Origin of the sequence: Streptomyces sp. NPDC026659 (assembly GCF_040638245.1) — a bacterium.
In the GTDB taxonomy this organism is placed as follows: domain Bacteria; phylum Actinomycetota; class Actinomycetes; order Streptomycetales; family Streptomycetaceae; genus Streptomyces.
Genome location: NZ_JBEZXY010000003.1, coordinates 399,594 through 414,392, shown reverse-complemented (window position 1 = coordinate 414,392; position 14,799 = coordinate 399,594). Strand labels below are relative to the sequence as shown.

General features: G+C 70.1%; 15 protein-coding genes. 7 read left to right on the top strand and 8 right to left on the bottom strand.

Annotated features, from left to right (window positions below; all coding sequences use genetic code 11):
- Nucleotides 1-88 precede the first annotated feature (88 nt).
- Genes AB0E91_RS10775 through AB0E91_RS10750 form a run of 6 tightly spaced genes read right to left on the bottom strand, consistent with a single transcriptional unit; the run spans nt 89 to nt 3,156 of the window.
- Nucleotides 89-406: a SpdD protein gene (locus AB0E91_RS10775; protein WP_361778341.1), complete on the bottom strand. Its 318-nt coding sequence runs from the start codon at nt 404-406 to the stop codon at nt 89-91.
- 16 nt (nt 407-422) lie between these two features.
- Nucleotides 423-611 carry a mobile element transfer protein gene (locus AB0E91_RS10770; RefSeq protein WP_361778338.1) on the bottom strand — a complete coding sequence of 63 codons (189 nt, stop codon included), beginning with the start codon at nt 609-611 and terminating at the stop codon, nt 423-425.
- A gap of 21 nt (nt 612-632) precedes the next feature.
- Nucleotides 633-1,286 (bottom strand): DUF2637 domain-containing protein, encoded by a 654-nt coding sequence (locus AB0E91_RS10765; protein ID WP_361778335.1) that lies wholly within the window; start codon nt 1,284-1,286, stop codon nt 633-635.
- Between the two features lie 5 nt (nt 1,287-1,291).
- Nucleotides 1,292-1,471 (bottom strand): hypothetical protein, encoded by a 180-nt coding sequence (locus AB0E91_RS10760; protein ID WP_361778332.1) that lies wholly within the window; start codon nt 1,469-1,471, stop codon nt 1,292-1,294.
- Nucleotides 1,472-1,483: 12 nt separating this feature from the next.
- Nucleotides 1,484-2,824, bottom strand: coding sequence for an FtsK/SpoIIIE domain-containing protein (locus tag AB0E91_RS10755; RefSeq protein ID WP_361778329.1), 1,341 nt, complete (start codon nt 2,822-2,824; stop codon nt 1,484-1,486).
- Between the two features lie 2 nt (nt 2,825-2,826).
- A complete protein-coding gene (locus AB0E91_RS10750; protein ID WP_361778326.1) occupies nt 2,827-3,156 on the bottom strand; it encodes a hypothetical protein in 330 nt (109 codons plus the stop codon).
- Nucleotides 3,157-3,346: 190 nt separating this feature from the next.
- On the opposite strand from AB0E91_RS10750, the gene AB0E91_RS10745 reads away from it, so the two are divergent.
- From AB0E91_RS10745 to AB0E91_RS10720, 6 genes are all read left to right on the top strand, one after another.
- The gene (locus AB0E91_RS10745) at nt 3,347-4,105 is read left to right on the top strand and encodes a GntR family transcriptional regulator (protein ID WP_361778323.1); all 759 of its coding nucleotides are present in this window, start codon (nt 3,347-3,349) and stop codon (nt 4,103-4,105) included.
- Between the two features lie 1,032 nt (nt 4,106-5,137).
- Entirely contained in the window at nt 5,138-5,395 is a 258-nt protein-coding gene (locus AB0E91_RS10740) for a hypothetical protein (protein WP_361778320.1), read from the top strand.
- Nucleotides 5,396-5,967: 572 nt separating this feature from the next.
- On the top strand, nt 5,968-8,256 hold the full coding sequence (locus AB0E91_RS10735) for a tetratricopeptide repeat protein (protein ID WP_361778317.1): 2,289 nt from the start codon (nt 5,968-5,970) through the stop codon (nt 8,254-8,256).
- A 190-nt stretch (nt 8,257-8,446) separates the two neighbouring features.
- A complete protein-coding gene (locus AB0E91_RS10730; protein ID WP_361778314.1) occupies nt 8,447-8,929 on the top strand; it encodes a hypothetical protein in 483 nt (160 codons plus the stop codon).
- An 80-nt stretch (nt 8,930-9,009) separates the two neighbouring features.
- Nucleotides 9,010-10,251: a serine hydrolase domain-containing protein gene (locus AB0E91_RS10725; RefSeq protein WP_361778311.1), complete on the top strand. Its 1,242-nt coding sequence runs from the start codon at nt 9,010-9,012 to the stop codon at nt 10,249-10,251.
- A gap of 89 nt (nt 10,252-10,340) precedes the next feature.
- Complete coding sequence (locus AB0E91_RS10720) at nt 10,341-10,745, top strand: hypothetical protein (protein WP_361778308.1); 405 nt, start codon at nt 10,341-10,343, stop codon at nt 10,743-10,745.
- Between the two features lie 88 nt (nt 10,746-10,833).
- Here AB0E91_RS10720 and rfbB read toward each other — a convergent pair whose 3' ends face one another.
- Complete coding sequence (gene rfbB / locus AB0E91_RS10715; protein WP_361778305.1) at nt 10,834-11,808, bottom strand: dTDP-glucose 4,6-dehydratase; 975 nt, start codon at nt 11,806-11,808, stop codon at nt 10,834-10,836.
- 94 nt (nt 11,809-11,902) lie between these two features.
- Between rfbB and AB0E91_RS10710 the strand changes: the two genes are divergently transcribed.
- Entirely contained in the window at nt 11,903-13,333 is a 1,431-nt protein-coding gene (locus tag AB0E91_RS10710; RefSeq protein ID WP_361778302.1) for a PA14 domain-containing protein, read from the top strand.
- Between the two features lie 68 nt (nt 13,334-13,401).
- Here the strand turns inward: AB0E91_RS10710 and AB0E91_RS10705 are convergent, their stop codons facing one another.
- A complete protein-coding gene (locus tag AB0E91_RS10705; protein ID WP_361778299.1) occupies nt 13,402-14,760 on the bottom strand; it encodes a helix-turn-helix transcriptional regulator in 1,359 nt (452 codons plus the stop codon).
- Nucleotides 14,761-14,799 lie beyond the last annotated feature (39 nt).

Sequence of the window (14,799 nt, the reverse complement as noted above, 5' to 3'; positions counted from 1 at the left end):
GCTTCCCTTTCGGGTCCTTTGGATCTGGAAGGTGGGAAGGCGCCCGGAGCGGCGGAAGTTTGGCGACCGAGGCCGCTCCGGGGGCCGTTCAGCGGTGGTTGTGCGAGTCCTTGACGAGCGAGCGCAGGACGACGGCGCAGATGGCGACGGAGACGCCGGTGATGGCGACCGCCAGGAGCATGGAGACCAGCACGGCGCCGACGACGAGGACCACGGCGGTGCCGCCGCCGACGAGCGCCAGGGTGCTGCCGGGGGTGAGCTGAACCACCGGCCGGTTCGACGCCGGGGCCGGAGCGACCGGGGCCGGGGTCGACGTGGTGGTGGCCGGGGTGTTCGCGGCGGTCGTGGGCGCCGGGGCGGGCACGGCCGGGGCGGTGTCGGTGGGCGGGTACTTCGGGGTGAACATCAGGTCTGTCCTCCTGTCAGGGGTTGCAGCGGTGGGTGCGGGCGGCGAGTTCGGCGGCGGAGCGGTCGGCGTAGTCGGTGGAGAAGCCGCAGCCGGGGGCGGAGCAGGCGGCGGTGTGCCGGGTGTGGCCCCGGCCGTCGTGGTAGGTGGCGACGGTGACCGGGCCGAAGCGGCGCACGTCACGGAACCGGCGGTACACGCTCACGGGATCAACCTCCCTTCCGGGTCAGGAGAGTTGGAGTTGCGTGACGATGGCGTGGCAGGTCGGGGCGGGCAGGCCGAGCCGGGCAGTGAGCGCGTCGGCGGTGATCGGCTCGCCGGTCGACTTGCGGTGGGCGTCCGCGATGGAGCGGGCGTGGTCGAGCAGGGCCGCCGGGACCGTGGGAACCGGAGCAGGCGGCTTGACCGGGGCCGGAGCCAGCTCCGCAGGAGCGGGCGCAGACGCCGGAGCCGGGGTGGTGTCGGTGCGGTGCATCTCGACTTCCGGTGCCTCTGGCTCGGAGTCCTCGGGTGGGGCGTCCGGTCGGGGTGCGTGGACCAGGAGAGTGCCGCCGAGGAACGCGAGCGCGGGCCACCCGGCGACGAGGATGCGCAGCCAGGCGGGCACCTGGTCGAGATCGAGCAGGCCCGCGGTGGCGACGTTGGCGCCGAGCGAGGCCGTGAGCGCGATGGCGAACCAGGTCCACGAGGACCGGTCCCGGCCTGCGCGCAGCCGACGCCAGGCGGCCACCAGCAGGAGGTCGACGGAGACGGGGTAGGCCCATGCCTTCCACCCGGACTGCCCGGCAGCAGCGGCCAGGTCATGCAGGTGAGCGAAGGACAGCGCCCCGGCGATCACGGCTTGGATCAGCACGGCGTCGAGTCGGATCGGGCGGTTCACGGCGATCACTCCCCACCGGCCGGGGCCTCGCCCGACCCGAGGCAGGACAGGCAAAGCGCGGCCTGTCGGTCATCGGTGGCGCGGCCCTTGCGGGCGCCGACGCGAACGGTCTCGGTGACCTCACCCCTGCCGTCGCAGTCGGGGCAGGGGACCGGCTTCGGCGGGATCTTCTTGCGCGTGGCCATGGAAGCCCCCTCTCAGTCCGTGACCGGGACCGGCTTGACCAGCGGCGGACCCGGCTCCGGGACGGTCGCGGGCACGTGCGGGCGGTACGGGTCGAGGGCGGGAAGGTCCGGGACGAGGTGGGCGAACTCCCGGCACACGGTGGCAGCTTCGGTGCGCGAGGTGTGCGGGGTGCGGATCTTCGCCCAACCCCCGGTCGAGTCGGTGGCCACCGCCGTACCGGGACGCTCGGCGGGAATCATGGAGGCCGTCAGCACAGCGTCGGGGGCCACGTCCGCAAGCCCCATCTCGGCGGTCTGCTTGTCGTTGACCCGGTGCACCACGCGACCGGTGAGCTGCGCGCGGAGCATGGTCGCGCCGCGTCCGAGTTCGGAGCCGAAGCGCTGCCCGCACACCTCCAGGTGAATGCCGACCGCGCGGGCCATCTGCGCGAGCCGGATCAGGGCGGTGACGATCCGCTCCCGGCGCTCCTCATCCTTCTTGGAGGAGATCAGGAACAGCTCCGCCACCTCATCGACAAGGACGACGACCGGGACGGGACGCAAACTGGCGGGCAGGTCCCACATGTCGGAGACGCCGTGTCGACTCAGCAGGTCGAACCGGGACTCCATCTCCGCAACCAGCACGTCCAGCAGCGACGCGGAAGCATCGGGCGTGGTCGCCAGTGCCGACAGGCGGGGCGCGTACGCGGACTGCTCGACACCGCGCTTGCAGTCGATCCCGACCAAGGCCACCGGCAGCTTCGCCAAGCCCTTGATGAGGTTGCGCTGGTAGACCGACTTCCCCGAGTTGTTCGCCCCGAGGGTGAGCGCCATGGGCACCTTGCGGTAGTCCCGCACGAACGCGGTCCCGTCCTCCCGCAGCGCCACCGGAACCGCCAGCCCGTCAGCCCGGGCCCCGCGCGGCATCCGGACCCGGCGCAGCACGTCATAGCCGGTCATCCGCAGCTCGACGTGGCCGGGCTTGGTCTCCGCCACGGTCACCGAGTGCACGCCCCAGGCGTGACGCAGCCGCTCCGAGGCAGCCACCAGGTCGGCCGGTTCGAGACCGGCGGGCAGGCGCAGCGTCACCCGCAGCCCGGTCGCGGTCCCCCGGACCCGGCGCACCTTCGGCGGGACCGGCAGAACCTCACGGTGGGCGACGTTCCGGGCCAGGAACGCCCGCAGGCGGGACGGCTGAACCGTCAGCCCGCACACATCCATCGTGGACCGGTAGGAGACCGTGAACCGGCCCCAAGTCACTGGCAGACCTACCAGAGACCAATACACACGCGGCGCGTACACCTTCGCGTACCCGAGACCGCCAGCGCCCGCGAGGACGCCAGTGGTCTCCAGCACCGTGGACAGGTCGGTCATGGTCAGACCGCCGGGGTGATCGCGACCGCGCGGAACGAGATCCCGTGCCGCTTCTGCCCGTTGAACTCGTTCTCCCAGTCCCGCGCCTTCAGCCCGACCACCCGAACCGGGGTGCCCGGCGTCAGACCCTCCTGGTAGCCGGTCTCCGGGATGGTGACCTGGTAGAGGTTGCCCTCTCCCTCGTCGGAGACCAGCAGACCCACGGTCGAGAGCGGGGCCCCGGTCTCCCGGTCCATCGCACGCTCACCGGTCTTGGCGTTCGCCAGCTTCGGCGTCGGCGCGGTCGCCACGAACACCACAGCGGTCGAAACGTCGATCTTGAACGACGGCATACAGCACATCCCTCGCTCTGGGAGGCCACCCTTCGCGACCTCTCTAGACATCTTCAGCTTGGCGTCACCTGTCTAGAGATGTCAAGAGAGATGTATAGAGATGTTGGTTGACCTCGATCGCGGTCACACGCAAAGAGCAGGCGACCTAGCTATGGCCTAGGCTGTCTAGAGAAGAGAGGAGGGCTCCGGAATGGCCAACACCGACGACGACCGTCGGCCGAAGTACCAGCGGATCGCGGACACCCTGCGCGAGGCGATCCAGTCGGGCGAGTACGGTCCGGGTGATCGGCTTCCGGGGGAGAACGAGTTGATGGCCGCGCATGGCGTGGCCCGCATGACCGCCCGGCAGGCACTGAGCGTGCTCCGCGACGAGGGCGTGGCCGAGGCCCGCAAGGGCGCCGGTGTGTTCGTTCGAGTCTTCCGCCCGCTTCGACGCCGAGGCATCCAGCGGCTCTCACAAGAGCAGTGGGGCAGCGGCCGGTCCATCTGGTCCGCAGACATCGAGAACCGCGCCTTGGAAGTCGACCAGGTCACCGTGTCCGAGGAGACGGCTCCCGACCACATCAGCGCTGTCCTGGATCTGGGCGACGACGACACGGTGTGCGTCAGGCGGCGGCGCTTCGTCCTAGACGACAAGGCCGTGCTGCTGGCCACCAGCTATCTGCCCATGTCGGTGGTCGCCGGGTCCGCGATCACTCAGGAGGACACCGGACCAGGCGGCACCTACGCCAGGCTTGCCGAACTCGGACACAAGCCGGTGCACTTCCGCGAGGAGATCCGCTCCCGGATGCCGTCGAAGGACGAGGCCGCACGGCTGAGCATGTCCGCGGGCACGCCGGTCATCCTCATCTGCCGTACCGCGTTCGCGGATGAAGGGCGCCCCGTAGAGGTCAACGAAATGACGTTGGACGCCGCCTCGTACATCCTGGAGTACGACTTCGACGCGTGAGCCAACGCGGGCTGTTACAGGTTTCTCTACCTCATCAAGCCCCGGCTGCGCTGGCGCTCCGCCGGGCGCGCTTCCCGGCTCCGCCGCGGACGACGCTCCTGCCTTCGGCCCGCTCCGCCCGCGCTGCGCCGACGCGCGCCCACACATGGATAGGGCCGGAGGCCATGAGGCGAGCACTGCATAGAGCGGACCACGGTCAAGACGATGCCCCCGGCGGGGGACCGGCCGGCACCGGGATGGAGGGGGCGCCGTTCCCGCCCGCGGGCACGTCGTGGCGAGCGTGGGGTGCTCCCGTCCCGTACGCCATCGACCCAGGCAGAGCCGAGCAGACGCGGCCCATGGCGTCCAGGTCGTTCGTACAGTGGCGCGCTCCACCTGGACGCCATGAGCCACGCCCGCTCCACGGTGTGTGGGTCGACGGCGTACGGGACGGGAGCTGGGGACGGTGATGGCTGAGGGCGAGAGCAAAGCCAGACGCTAGGCGAATGGCAGCTCAACCAGAGAGCTGCCTTGCCGTGGGCTTCAACTCGACCTGATGCAACAGGAGTTATCCACAGGTAACAGGTGCAATGGGCCTTCATAGATTACCTGAGTGGTTGACCTCACCCCGTTGAACAGTCTTGGCACGGACTCACCTCAGGGATTGACTTATGTGATCTCGGTCACTTTTTGCACTACTCATAAAGCATCTAATGTCAGGAAATTCGAGATGCACCTAGGGGTGCATAAGGGTGGGGTTCGGACATCACATGTCTGACTGATGTGGTATGGGGTCACGAAAGGCAAGGTCAGGGCCCTGGAGTTTCGCAGTTCTAGAGAACTCCGCTTAGCCAGAGTCGGCTTTGATGGGCCGCCATGTCGACATCTGCGTGACGTGCCGATCAGGAATCTGCTGGCCGGGTTGTGCCCTACCTTTGGACCGTCAAAGCCGAAGGGCGCGCCCGCTCTTGGGGAAGAGGCATCGGGCGCGCCCTCGAAACAATCAGGGAGGAACTAGTGCTCGTCCCGGATCGCGGTGGCACGACTGCTGTCGTGAGTCACCTGCTCCAAACTGTCGCACGCGGAACTGACGGCCGCAACAAAGCCGTGATTACCGCGACAGCGGCTCTCGGCTGCGTGATCAGCTGCGTAATGAACGGCGACACCATGACCAACATCCTGTATCAGGGAACCTGGCTGGTCGTGGCCATTACTGTTCTGATCATCGTGCGGGCGGTAGCCGCAGTTGTGCTCGGGAGGATGACCGGAGCCTTGTCAAGGCAGGTCGGCGATTCCGACACCAACGGCTGACACCAACAACGGCGAATCTCCAAGCCGTCTGTGATCGACCTGACAAGGATGAGGTCGCAACTCGAAGTGGGCAGCAGGGGCGGTGCGCTTGAGTCACGGGTGCATCGCCCCTGACTGCAGAGCTACGGGCCGGAAGCTCCCCGTGCCACACCCGTGCCAGATCGTGCGGGGAAGAGCGGGGAATGATGGGTAATCAATTCGCTTGTCAGCCCCGCTCTGGCGCCGCTTCACCGCAGGTCACCCCGACAATTCGCCGGTAGATGACCGGAGCTTCCCAAGCTGAGAGCGCGAGTTCGATTCTCGTCACCCGCTCCCATACGAACCCCCAGGTCATTGACCCGGGGGTTGATTGTTGTCTGGACCGGTGGGCGGGGTGTGCACCGCAACCGCACCATTGACTTTCGGCGTCTCCTGGTCATCGGATGCGGTTCCCTCTGGATCTCTGTTGGCCCCCCGCCGGGTCCCCGTCCGCGCGATCTGCGCGGGAGTGCCCTGGGACCAGCCTCGGTCGACTTCGCTCCCTCTAGGATCAGCGCGTGAAGCTCGCGTGAAGCTGGAGGGGGCTGGCAAGCGTGCGTGACGTTTTAGCGGGACAGTTGCGGCAGTTGCGCGATATGACCGGGCGGAGTCTGCGAGAGCTGGCCCGTGATGTGCGCGGGAGCAGTTCCTCGTTGTCGCGGTACTTCTCCGGGCAGGCCGTTCCGCCTTGGCCGACGGTGGTCGCGTTGTGCAAGGCGGCCGGGCGCGACCCGAGGCCGCTGCGCGAGGTGTGGGAGCGGGCCAAGAACGAGTCCCAGCCGAGCGTCACCGCCGCGATCGCGCCTGTGCGCAACGATCTGCCGCACGACATCACCGCGTTCACCGGGCGCGGGGAGGAGCTGGCCGCGCTCCTCGGCGCCGCGCGGACCACGACGATGGTGGCGATCGACGGTATGGGTGGGGTGGGCAAGACCGCGCTGGCCGTGCACGGGGCGCATCTGCTCACCGCTGAATTCCCCGGTGGCCAGCTCTATTTGGACCTGCACGGGTTCACTCCGGGCCGGGAGCCGGTCGAGCCCACGGAGGCGTTGCGGGCGCTGCTGGCCGCGCTCGGGGTGCCGCCCGGCAGGATTCCCGACGGGGTCACTGAACGGGCCGCGCTGTGGCGGTCGGAGCTGGCAGCATGCCGCGCGATCGTGCTGCTGGACAACGCCGCCGACGCCGATCACGTGCGTGATCTGCTGCCCGGCGCCGGTCAGAGCTTCGTCCTGATCACCAGCCGTCGGCGGATGGTGGGGCTGGACGACGTCCAGCCGCTGTCGCTGGATGTCCTGCCGACCCAGGAGGCGGCGGCGCTGTTCGTCGAGTCCGCGGGCGGGGCTCGTCCTGGCGATGTCGGCGAGGTGCTGCGCCGCTGCGGGAACCTGCCACTGGCCATCCGGGTGGCCGCCGCACGGCTGAGGCACCGGCCCGCGTGGACCCTCGATACCTTGGTGGAGCGGCTGCGCGAGGGCGAGTTGGCGGTGTCGGACGTGTTCCAGATGTCGCTGCGGCAGCTCGACTCCGGTCAGCGGCGGATGTTCGGACTGCTGGGCCTGGTGCCGGGCGAGGACATCGATGCGTACGGCGCGGCGGCCCTGGCCGGGATCCCGCTGGCCAACGCCCGTTCCCTGCTGGAGGACCTGGTCGACGTCCATCTGCTGCAGGAGTCGGCGGCAGGCCGTTACCGGATGCATGACCTGCTGCGGCAGGCCGCCCGCGCCGAGGACGCGGCGGCGGACCCCGGACCGGCGATCGCCCGGCTGGCCGACTACTACCTGAGCGGCATGCTGGCCACGACGGAGGTGATCGAACTGGTCGTCGTGCCCGTACCGGTCATCGTGTCGCAGCGCCCTCCCGCGCTTCCCGACCTCTCCCATGACGAAGCCCTCGACTGGCTGGACATCGAGTGGGTCAACGTCACCGCGACGCTCTCGCTCGCCGTGGAGCTGCGCGTCGACGAACCCGCCGTCGGGCTCGCCCAGTACGCCTTCGTGATCTCCCTCGGGCGGCGCGGTGGCATGCCGCAGCTGTGCCGCGGGCTCGAGGTCAGCAGACCCGCCGCCGAAGCGCTCGGCGAGCGCCGGATACTCGCCTCTCACCGATATCTGCTGGGCGCCGCGCTGCTACGGGTGGGCCGGCTGGAGGAGGCGGTGCCGGAGCTCGAGGCGGCACGCACGCTGATGGCCGCGGAGGGCGACGTCGTCGGCGAAGCCCTGGCCGTCGAACAGCTGGCGGAGGTCCGGCTGTACGCCGCCGACGCCGACGGTGCCATGGAACTCCTGCGCGAGGCAGCCGGACTGGTGCCACCCCGCGAGGACGCCGTCCGCGTGTACATAGGCGTACGCCTCGGGCGGGCCCTGGTGCTGCGGGGAGAGTACGGAAAAGCCCACGAGGTCGTCTCGGACCTGCTGGAGATCGCGCGCGAGCTGGACCGGCAGAAGGTACGCATGTGCCTGGACGTGCTCGGCCGGTCGGCACTCGGCCGGGGTGACGCCCGAACCGCGCTCGACCTGGCGGAGCAGGCCGTCACGATCAGCCGGGAGACCCGTCATCCGGTCCTGGAGGCCATCAGCCGGACGGACGTCTCCGTGGCCTTGCGCCACCTCGGTGACACCGAGGAGGCGATGGCCGTCCACGCCGAGGCCATGGCGTTGCTCGAAGAGGCCGGCGAGTCTCATCGGATGGTGCGCAGCCTCCTCCCGTACGCGGAGGCATGCCTGGCCATGGACGACCGGGAAGCCGCGGCGCGGCACTTCCGGCAGGCGCTGGAGATCGCCGTCGCGCACGGCGTCACCTATCTGGTGTCGACGGCGCGTTCAGGGCTGGCGCGGGTGTCCTGAGCCAGTCCCGGAGCCGGCCCGAGGATGTCCAGTCGGCCCGGGGGATGTCCCGTCCCGTCCCGGGACACCCGCAACGCAGCTGTACGCCGACGTGATCAGCGCAGGTCAGCCCGGTGTCGGTGGGGTGTCCCCCGTCCCGGGGGCGCGGCAGGTGCTGTCCCTGGCGGGACGCCGCGACGAGCCTTCTCGCATGCACACCACGCCTTCCCTGCTCGCCGAACTGGACGCGCTCCCCGCCCCATGGGAGGTGCAAGGGACGCTCGCCGCGCCCGTCGCCGTGGTCGCCGCGCTCCTGCTCGCCGTCACCGAGGGGCGGGTCGGCGACGACAACCTGCTGGTGCTGGCCAGGGCTTCGGCCGCTCGACAGGGGGCGATGACCGTCGTGTCCGACTCCGGCGCCGACACGTATCGCGCCGAGTTCGCGGGGCCGGTGGAGCCGGTGGAGATCCAGGTGGACCGGGCCCGGTCCAGGCTGGCGGTGCGGAGCTGGTACGCCGGGGTGCACACCGTCACGGCCTGTTCCGACGGCACCCGCGTGACCCATCGCGTCCACCGGGTTCTCCCCGACCATCCCGGGTTCGCGGCCGGGATCGCCGAGATCGGCCTGCAGGTCCGCATGTCACGCGATCTGAAGCAGGTGCTGGCTGTGATCGCCGACCGGCTCGGCTGCTGACACATCACTCTCACTTCCAGGCCGGACGCGAACAGCACCGCGTCCACCATCCGTCCGTTGAGTCAAAGGAGCACACAACCATGTCCATCGGTCTCACCGACCAGCACCGAGGCTTCTCCAAGACAGGGCTGCAGCGAGTGCGCGACGTGCTGGCCCGACATGTCGATTCCGGACGGATTCCCGGGGCCGTCGCGCTGTTCAGCCGGGGCGACGAGACGCATGTCGAGGAGCTCGGGACGATGCGCCATGACGGTGGCGCGCCGATGCGCCGGGACACGATCTTCCGGATGGCCTCGACGTCCAAACCGGTCTCGGTCTCGGCGGCGATGGTCCTGCTCGACGAGTGCAGACTGCGTCTCGACGACCCGGTGCAGGAATGGCTGCCGGAACTCGCCGACCGTCAGGTGCTCAAGCGGCTCGACGGCCCGCTGGACGAGACCGTGCCGGCGCGGCGGCCGGTCACCGTGCGGGACGTGCTGACCTCCACGTTCGGGCTCGGCATGGATATGACGTCGCTGGGCACCCCGGTCATGAACACGGTCTTCGAGCGGGGGCTCACCCCCAATCTGCCGGAGCCGATGCCTGAGCCGGACGAGTGGATCCGCCGTCTCGGAGAGCTTCCGCTGATGCACCAGCCCGGCGAGCGCTGGCAGTACCACATCGCGAGCGATCTGCTCGGCGTGCTCGTCGCCCGGGTCACGGGCCAGTCGTACGAGACGTTCCTGCGGGAGCGCGTCTTCGGACCGCTCGGCATGAAGGACACGGGTTTCCATGTGCCCGCCGGCCAGATGGACCGGCTGCCGCCTCTGTACGCGCCCGACCCGCAGACCGGCGAGTTCGTGGTGTGGGACGCGGCCGAGGGGGGACGGCACAGCGCGCCTCCGGCGTTCCAGGGTGGCGGTGGCGGACTGAATTCCACCGCCGACGACTACCACGCCTACTTCCGGATGCTGCTGAACGGCGGCTCGCACGGTGGTGAGCGGATCCTGTCCCGGGCTGCCGTCGAGCTGATGACCACCAACCGCCTCACGCCCGAACAGCAGGCCGCCCGCCATGAGTTGGCCGTCAACAACGTCCACATCTCCCACGGCCAGGGCCAGCACGGCGGCTGGGGCTTCGGGATGGCGGTGCGTACCTATCGCGGCGACTACGCACCGATCGGCCAGTTCGGATGGGACGGCGGAAGCGGTACGTCGACGTACGCCGACCCGGTCAACGGGCTCATCGGCATCCTGCTCACCCAGGTCGGGGCGTCCGTCCCGGATCCGGTGCGGCTCATGCACGACTTCTGGACCACGCTCTACCAGGCGATCGACGACTGACGACGCCTGACCCGCCGCGGGCGGAGATCCCCTGGGCGGGTGCCCCGCCCACGCCCATCGACCCTGCCCATCGTTCCAAGGAGCGCGCCGTGTCCATCACCCTCACCGAGCAGGACGAGACCACCCTGCGGATCGCCGCCTACGGCGCCGTCACGCTGCTTGCCTCCGTAGGCGCCACCGACAAACCCCACAAGATCGCCAAGAACGGTTCCCTGGCCCTGGCCTCGGCGACCGGCCTGGTCGGCCACGTGCTCGCCGAACACCCCGAAGGCAAGGACCTCGCGGGCAGGTCCGCGGCCGAGATCGCCGACCGCGTCCTGCCGGCCCTGACCGCGGCCATGGGCCTGCTGACCAAGCAGGACCCCGCCGAGGCCGACAACTTCCGCCGCACCGTCCTCGTCGCGGTCGAAGCCGCCCAGGCCCACCAGAGCAAGGCCGGCCCCGTCATGGCCGAGATGACCCGCAAGATCGCCGAAGCCCTCGACGCAGTCTGACCGGACGCCTGCCCGCTCGGGGCGATGAGAATGGCATGGGCGTGCAGAGTGAACACACGCCCATGCCACATGGTGCGGTCGTTCCCGTTCAGGGGGCGTGGCGCTCGCGGTACCAGGCGATGGTCTCGGCGAGGCCGGAGTCGAAGTCGCGCCGTGGTTCGTAGCCGAGTTCGCGGTGGATCTTCGACCAGTCCACGGAGTAGCGGAGGTCGTGGCCCTTGCGGTCGGCGACCCGGTCGACCCGGTCCCATCCGGCGTCGCAGGCGGTGAGCAGGGCGCCGGTCAGTTCCTTGTTGGTCAGTTCCGTACCGCCCCCGATGTTGTAGACCTCGCCCGGCCGGCCCCGGGTGAGCACCGCGATCAGAGCTCGGCAGTGGTCGTCGACGTGGAGCCAGTCCCGTACGTTCTCGCCGTCGCCGTACAGCGGGACGTTCTCGCCGCGCAGCAACCGGGTGACGAAGCGGGGGATCAGCTTTTCCGGGTACTGGCGGGGGCCGTAGTTGTTGGAGCAGCGGGTGACGCGCACGTCGAGGCCGTGGGTGCGGTGGCAGGCGAGGGCCAGCAGGTCGCTGGACGCCTTGGACGCGGAGTAGGCCGAGCTGGGCGCCAGCGGGTGCTGCTCGGTCGCGCTGCCGGACGGCACGGAGCCGTACACCTCGTCCGTCGACACGTGCACGAACGGCTCCGTGCCGTGCCGCAGCGCGGCGTCCAGCAGGGTCTGCGTGCCCAGCACATTGGTGTGGACGAAGGCGTGGGCGGCGGCGATGGAGCGGTCCACATGGGACTCGGCCGCCAGGTGGACCACGGCGTCGTGCTCGGCCATCAGCCGGTCGACCACCACCGCGTCGGTGATGTCCCCCCGCACGAAACGGAACCCCGGATGATGCCGCACGGCGTCCAGGTTCTCCCGGTTCCCGGCGTAGGTCAGGCTGTCCAGCACGGTCACCCGCACGGCACCCAGCGGCCGGTCCGGCGCGAGAACCGCCCGCACCAGGTGCGAACCGATGAAACCGGCCCCGCCGGTGATCAGGACCCTCCTCGTGGGGCCGCCTTCACTCAACACCCGGCGATGGTAGCCGGGGGCGCCGCGTGCAACCTTCCTCCCGCCTGGTGGGTCTCCACGCCGTACGCCTGCCCGCACAGCGTGAAAGGTCCCCGTGCGCCAGAAGAATCTCGTCGCCGCCGTGACCGGTGGTGCCATGTCCGCCGTCGTCCTCGGCACCCTGCTCGCGGCCGCCCCGCAGGCGGCAGCAGCCGGTGTCACCTGTTCCGCCAACGTCTACCAGCGGACGTTCTTCAAGAACACCTCGTTCTCGGGCTCGCCGGTGCGGACCGACTGCGACGGGGCCATCGACCAGAACTGGTCGGGCAGGCCCTTCTCCGGCATGCCGGCGGACAACTTCGGTGTCCGCTGGTCGGTGACCCGCGACTTCGGCTCCGGCGGCCCGTTCACGTTCGCCGCCTCCGCCACCGACGGTGTCCGCGTCTACCTCGACAACGTCCGCAAGATCGACCTGTGGACGGGCACGGGCAACACTGCCCGCGCCAGGAGCGTCAACCTCACCGTCCCCTCGGGCAGGCACACCCTCCGCGTCGACTACGTGAACTGGGGCGGCGCCGCGAAGGTCAAGTACACGTACGCGCCCCGCACTTCGGCCACGTACGACCGGACGAAGCCGCTCGCGCCCACCGGCGTCAAGACCGCCTACAACACCACCACCCGCAGGACGACCGTCTCCTGGTCCGCCAACAAGGAGATGGATCTGGCGAGTTACTCCCTCTACCGGCGTACCGAGAACTCCGGCACCTGGACGAAGGTCGCCACGACCACCGCCCGCAGTTACACCGATCCCCTCGTGAACCCGGACGACCGCACGCCGTACTACTACGAGGTCCGCGCCACGGACAAGGCGGCCAACACGTCGGCGGGCAGCGCGGACACCATCGTCCGGCCGCTGCCGGTCGTCACGTCCCTGACCGGCGCGTACGACAAGGCGACCGGCAAGGTCACGCTGAACTGGCCGCAGAACACCGAGTCGCAGTTCGACCACTACACGGTCCTGAGCTACGACGTGGTGAACGGCTACAACGTCTGGGTCCAGCTCGGCACCACCAAGGGCCACACCTGGACCACCAACCCCGTCACCCCCGACGGCGAGTGGCGTCACTACCGCGTCCTCGTCACCAATGACGGCGGCACCACCACCTACGGTGCGCGAGGGCTCGACGCCACCGCCGCCAATGAGCTCTGGCTCGGCATCCCCGACGGCATCGCCCCCTACCGCGCCCCCGAACTGACCCTCGGTATCTGCGCGGGCGGCGTCCGGGCGACCGCGTCGGACAGCACACCGGCCCCGATCCGCGACTTCAACGGCTTCGAGATCGAGCGCCGCGAGGCGCCGGCGGGCACCTGGTCGGTCGTCCTGCACCAGGGCTTCGACCCGCGCTTCTACACCGCCACGGCCACCGTCTGCGACGCGCTGCCGTCCGACGGGCGCACCTACGAGTACCGGGCCCGTTCCTACGACGCGGCCGGGAACTACTCGCCGTACGGCGAGACCGGCACCGTGACCGTGCCGGTCGGCTGACGAGCGCGGTGGTACACGGCGAGGGCCCGGGTCGTCGACCCGGGCCCTCGCCGTCTGTCGTCGTGGGGTCAGTTCTCGGCGTTCTTGTACCAGTGGGTGCCGCCGACCAGGTACTCGTAGACCGGGCGGCCCCGGCTGCCGCTGGTGCGGAAGGGGATGCCGTGGTCGCTGATGCGGATGGTGCCCTGGCGGCCGCCGCTGTTCCACTGGAGGTCCACGTACCACCTGACGTCGTGGGTGTCGGCGTGGGCGGTGATGTAGAGGACCTCGGGGTCGGACCGGCTGACCTTGTAGGGGAAGCCGCGCTGGCCTGCCTTCGGGACGATGACGGGGTGGACGGCGTCGAGGTCCGTGTCGAAGGACCTCGTCTCCACGCCCCCGCCGCAGCCCGTGGAGCCCAGGTACGCGTTCCAGGCGGGCGGTGCGCTCGAGTCGACCACGACGACATGCAGGGACTCGATGACGACGGTTTCGTCACCGGTGCCCTGGACGGTCAGCGCGACCCGCTGCTCGTCGGCGGCCACGGCGCCGTGCGCCGTCACCCAGCCCGGCACGTCCTGTCCCATCACCGGGGGCGCCACTTGGGCGGGAGGCCGGTTGATCAGGTACTTCGCCTCGCACTGCGGGTCGTCCCAGCCGTAGGTGCGGGTGCTCACCGTGAGGGGGACGTCGGGGGTGGTGCGGGTCGGGCCCGTGCCGGGTGCCGGTGCCTTGGCGGGGGGTGTGCTGGAGGCCGGGGACGGGGAGCTGCTCGGCCGTTCGGACGGCGACGGCGACGCCGACGCCGACCTCGATGGGTGTGGTGTGGGGGCGGTGGGGCCCGGGCGGGCGGAGGAGGTGCCGGTGCCGGTGCCGGTCGGACGGGTTTCCGCCGTCGGTTGCGACCCCCAGTCCTTCGGGTCGAGCACGAGCGCGGTGGACACGGCGACGACGGCGGCCACGGCCGCGGCGATCGGGATCCATCGTTTGCGGGCGGTTCGGAGGAGCGGGCGGGGGGTGGGGGTGGGGGTGACCACGGGCTCGTCCGCCGAGCTGGGCGCGGGCGCGGTCTCCGGCTCGGGCTCTGGCTCTGGCTCGAGCACGAGCTCTGGCTCTCCCGCGCGTGGCCGCGGCGCCGGCGTCGCCGTCCCGTCCGCGGAGTCCGGTGCCGGGTCCGTCGCGGCCCGGCGGCCGCGTTCCCGTGCCGCGTCGGCGAGGACCCAGCGCCGGTGCAGCTCGACCAGTTCCTCGGGGGTCGCCCCGCACAGGCGGGCGAAGCGGGAGAGGACCGCGTAGTCGGCCGGTACGCCCTCCCCCTTGCAGTACCGGTGCAGCGTCGAGGTGCTCATGTGCGCACGTTTCGCCAGAGCTTCGTAGCTCAGCCCGGAGCGCTGCTTCAACTCGCGTAACAGCGCGGCGAAACCGTCGTTCTCGTCAGCCGCCCCCACCGGTTCCCCATTCCGTTCGGCATCCCAGGGAGGTCACGT

Bases quoted from the DNA above. Each gene is read 5' to 3' on its own strand.
- AB0E91_RS10775 (WP_361778341.1), bottom strand. From the start codon at position 406: ATGTTCACCCCGAAGTACCCGCCCACCGACACCGCCCCGGCCGTGCCC.
- AB0E91_RS10760 (WP_361778332.1), bottom strand. From the start codon at position 1,471: ATGGCCACGCGCAAGAAGATCCCGCCGAAGCCGGTCCCCTGCCCCGAC.
- AB0E91_RS10755 (WP_361778329.1), bottom strand. From the start codon at position 2,824: ATGACCGACCTGTCCACGGTGCTGGAGACCACTGGCGTCCTCGCGGGC.
- AB0E91_RS10750 (WP_361778326.1), bottom strand. From the start codon at position 3,156: ATGCCGTCGTTCAAGATCGACGTTTCGACCGCTGTGGTGTTCGTGGCG.
- AB0E91_RS10745 (WP_361778323.1), top strand. From the start codon at position 3,347: ATGGCCAACACCGACGACGACCGTCGGCCGAAGTACCAGCGGATCGCG.
- AB0E91_RS10730 (WP_361778314.1), top strand. From the start codon at position 8,447: ATGCACACCACGCCTTCCCTGCTCGCCGAACTGGACGCGCTCCCCGCC.
- AB0E91_RS10725 (WP_361778311.1), top strand. From the start codon at position 9,010: ATGTCCATCGGTCTCACCGACCAGCACCGAGGCTTCTCCAAGACAGGG.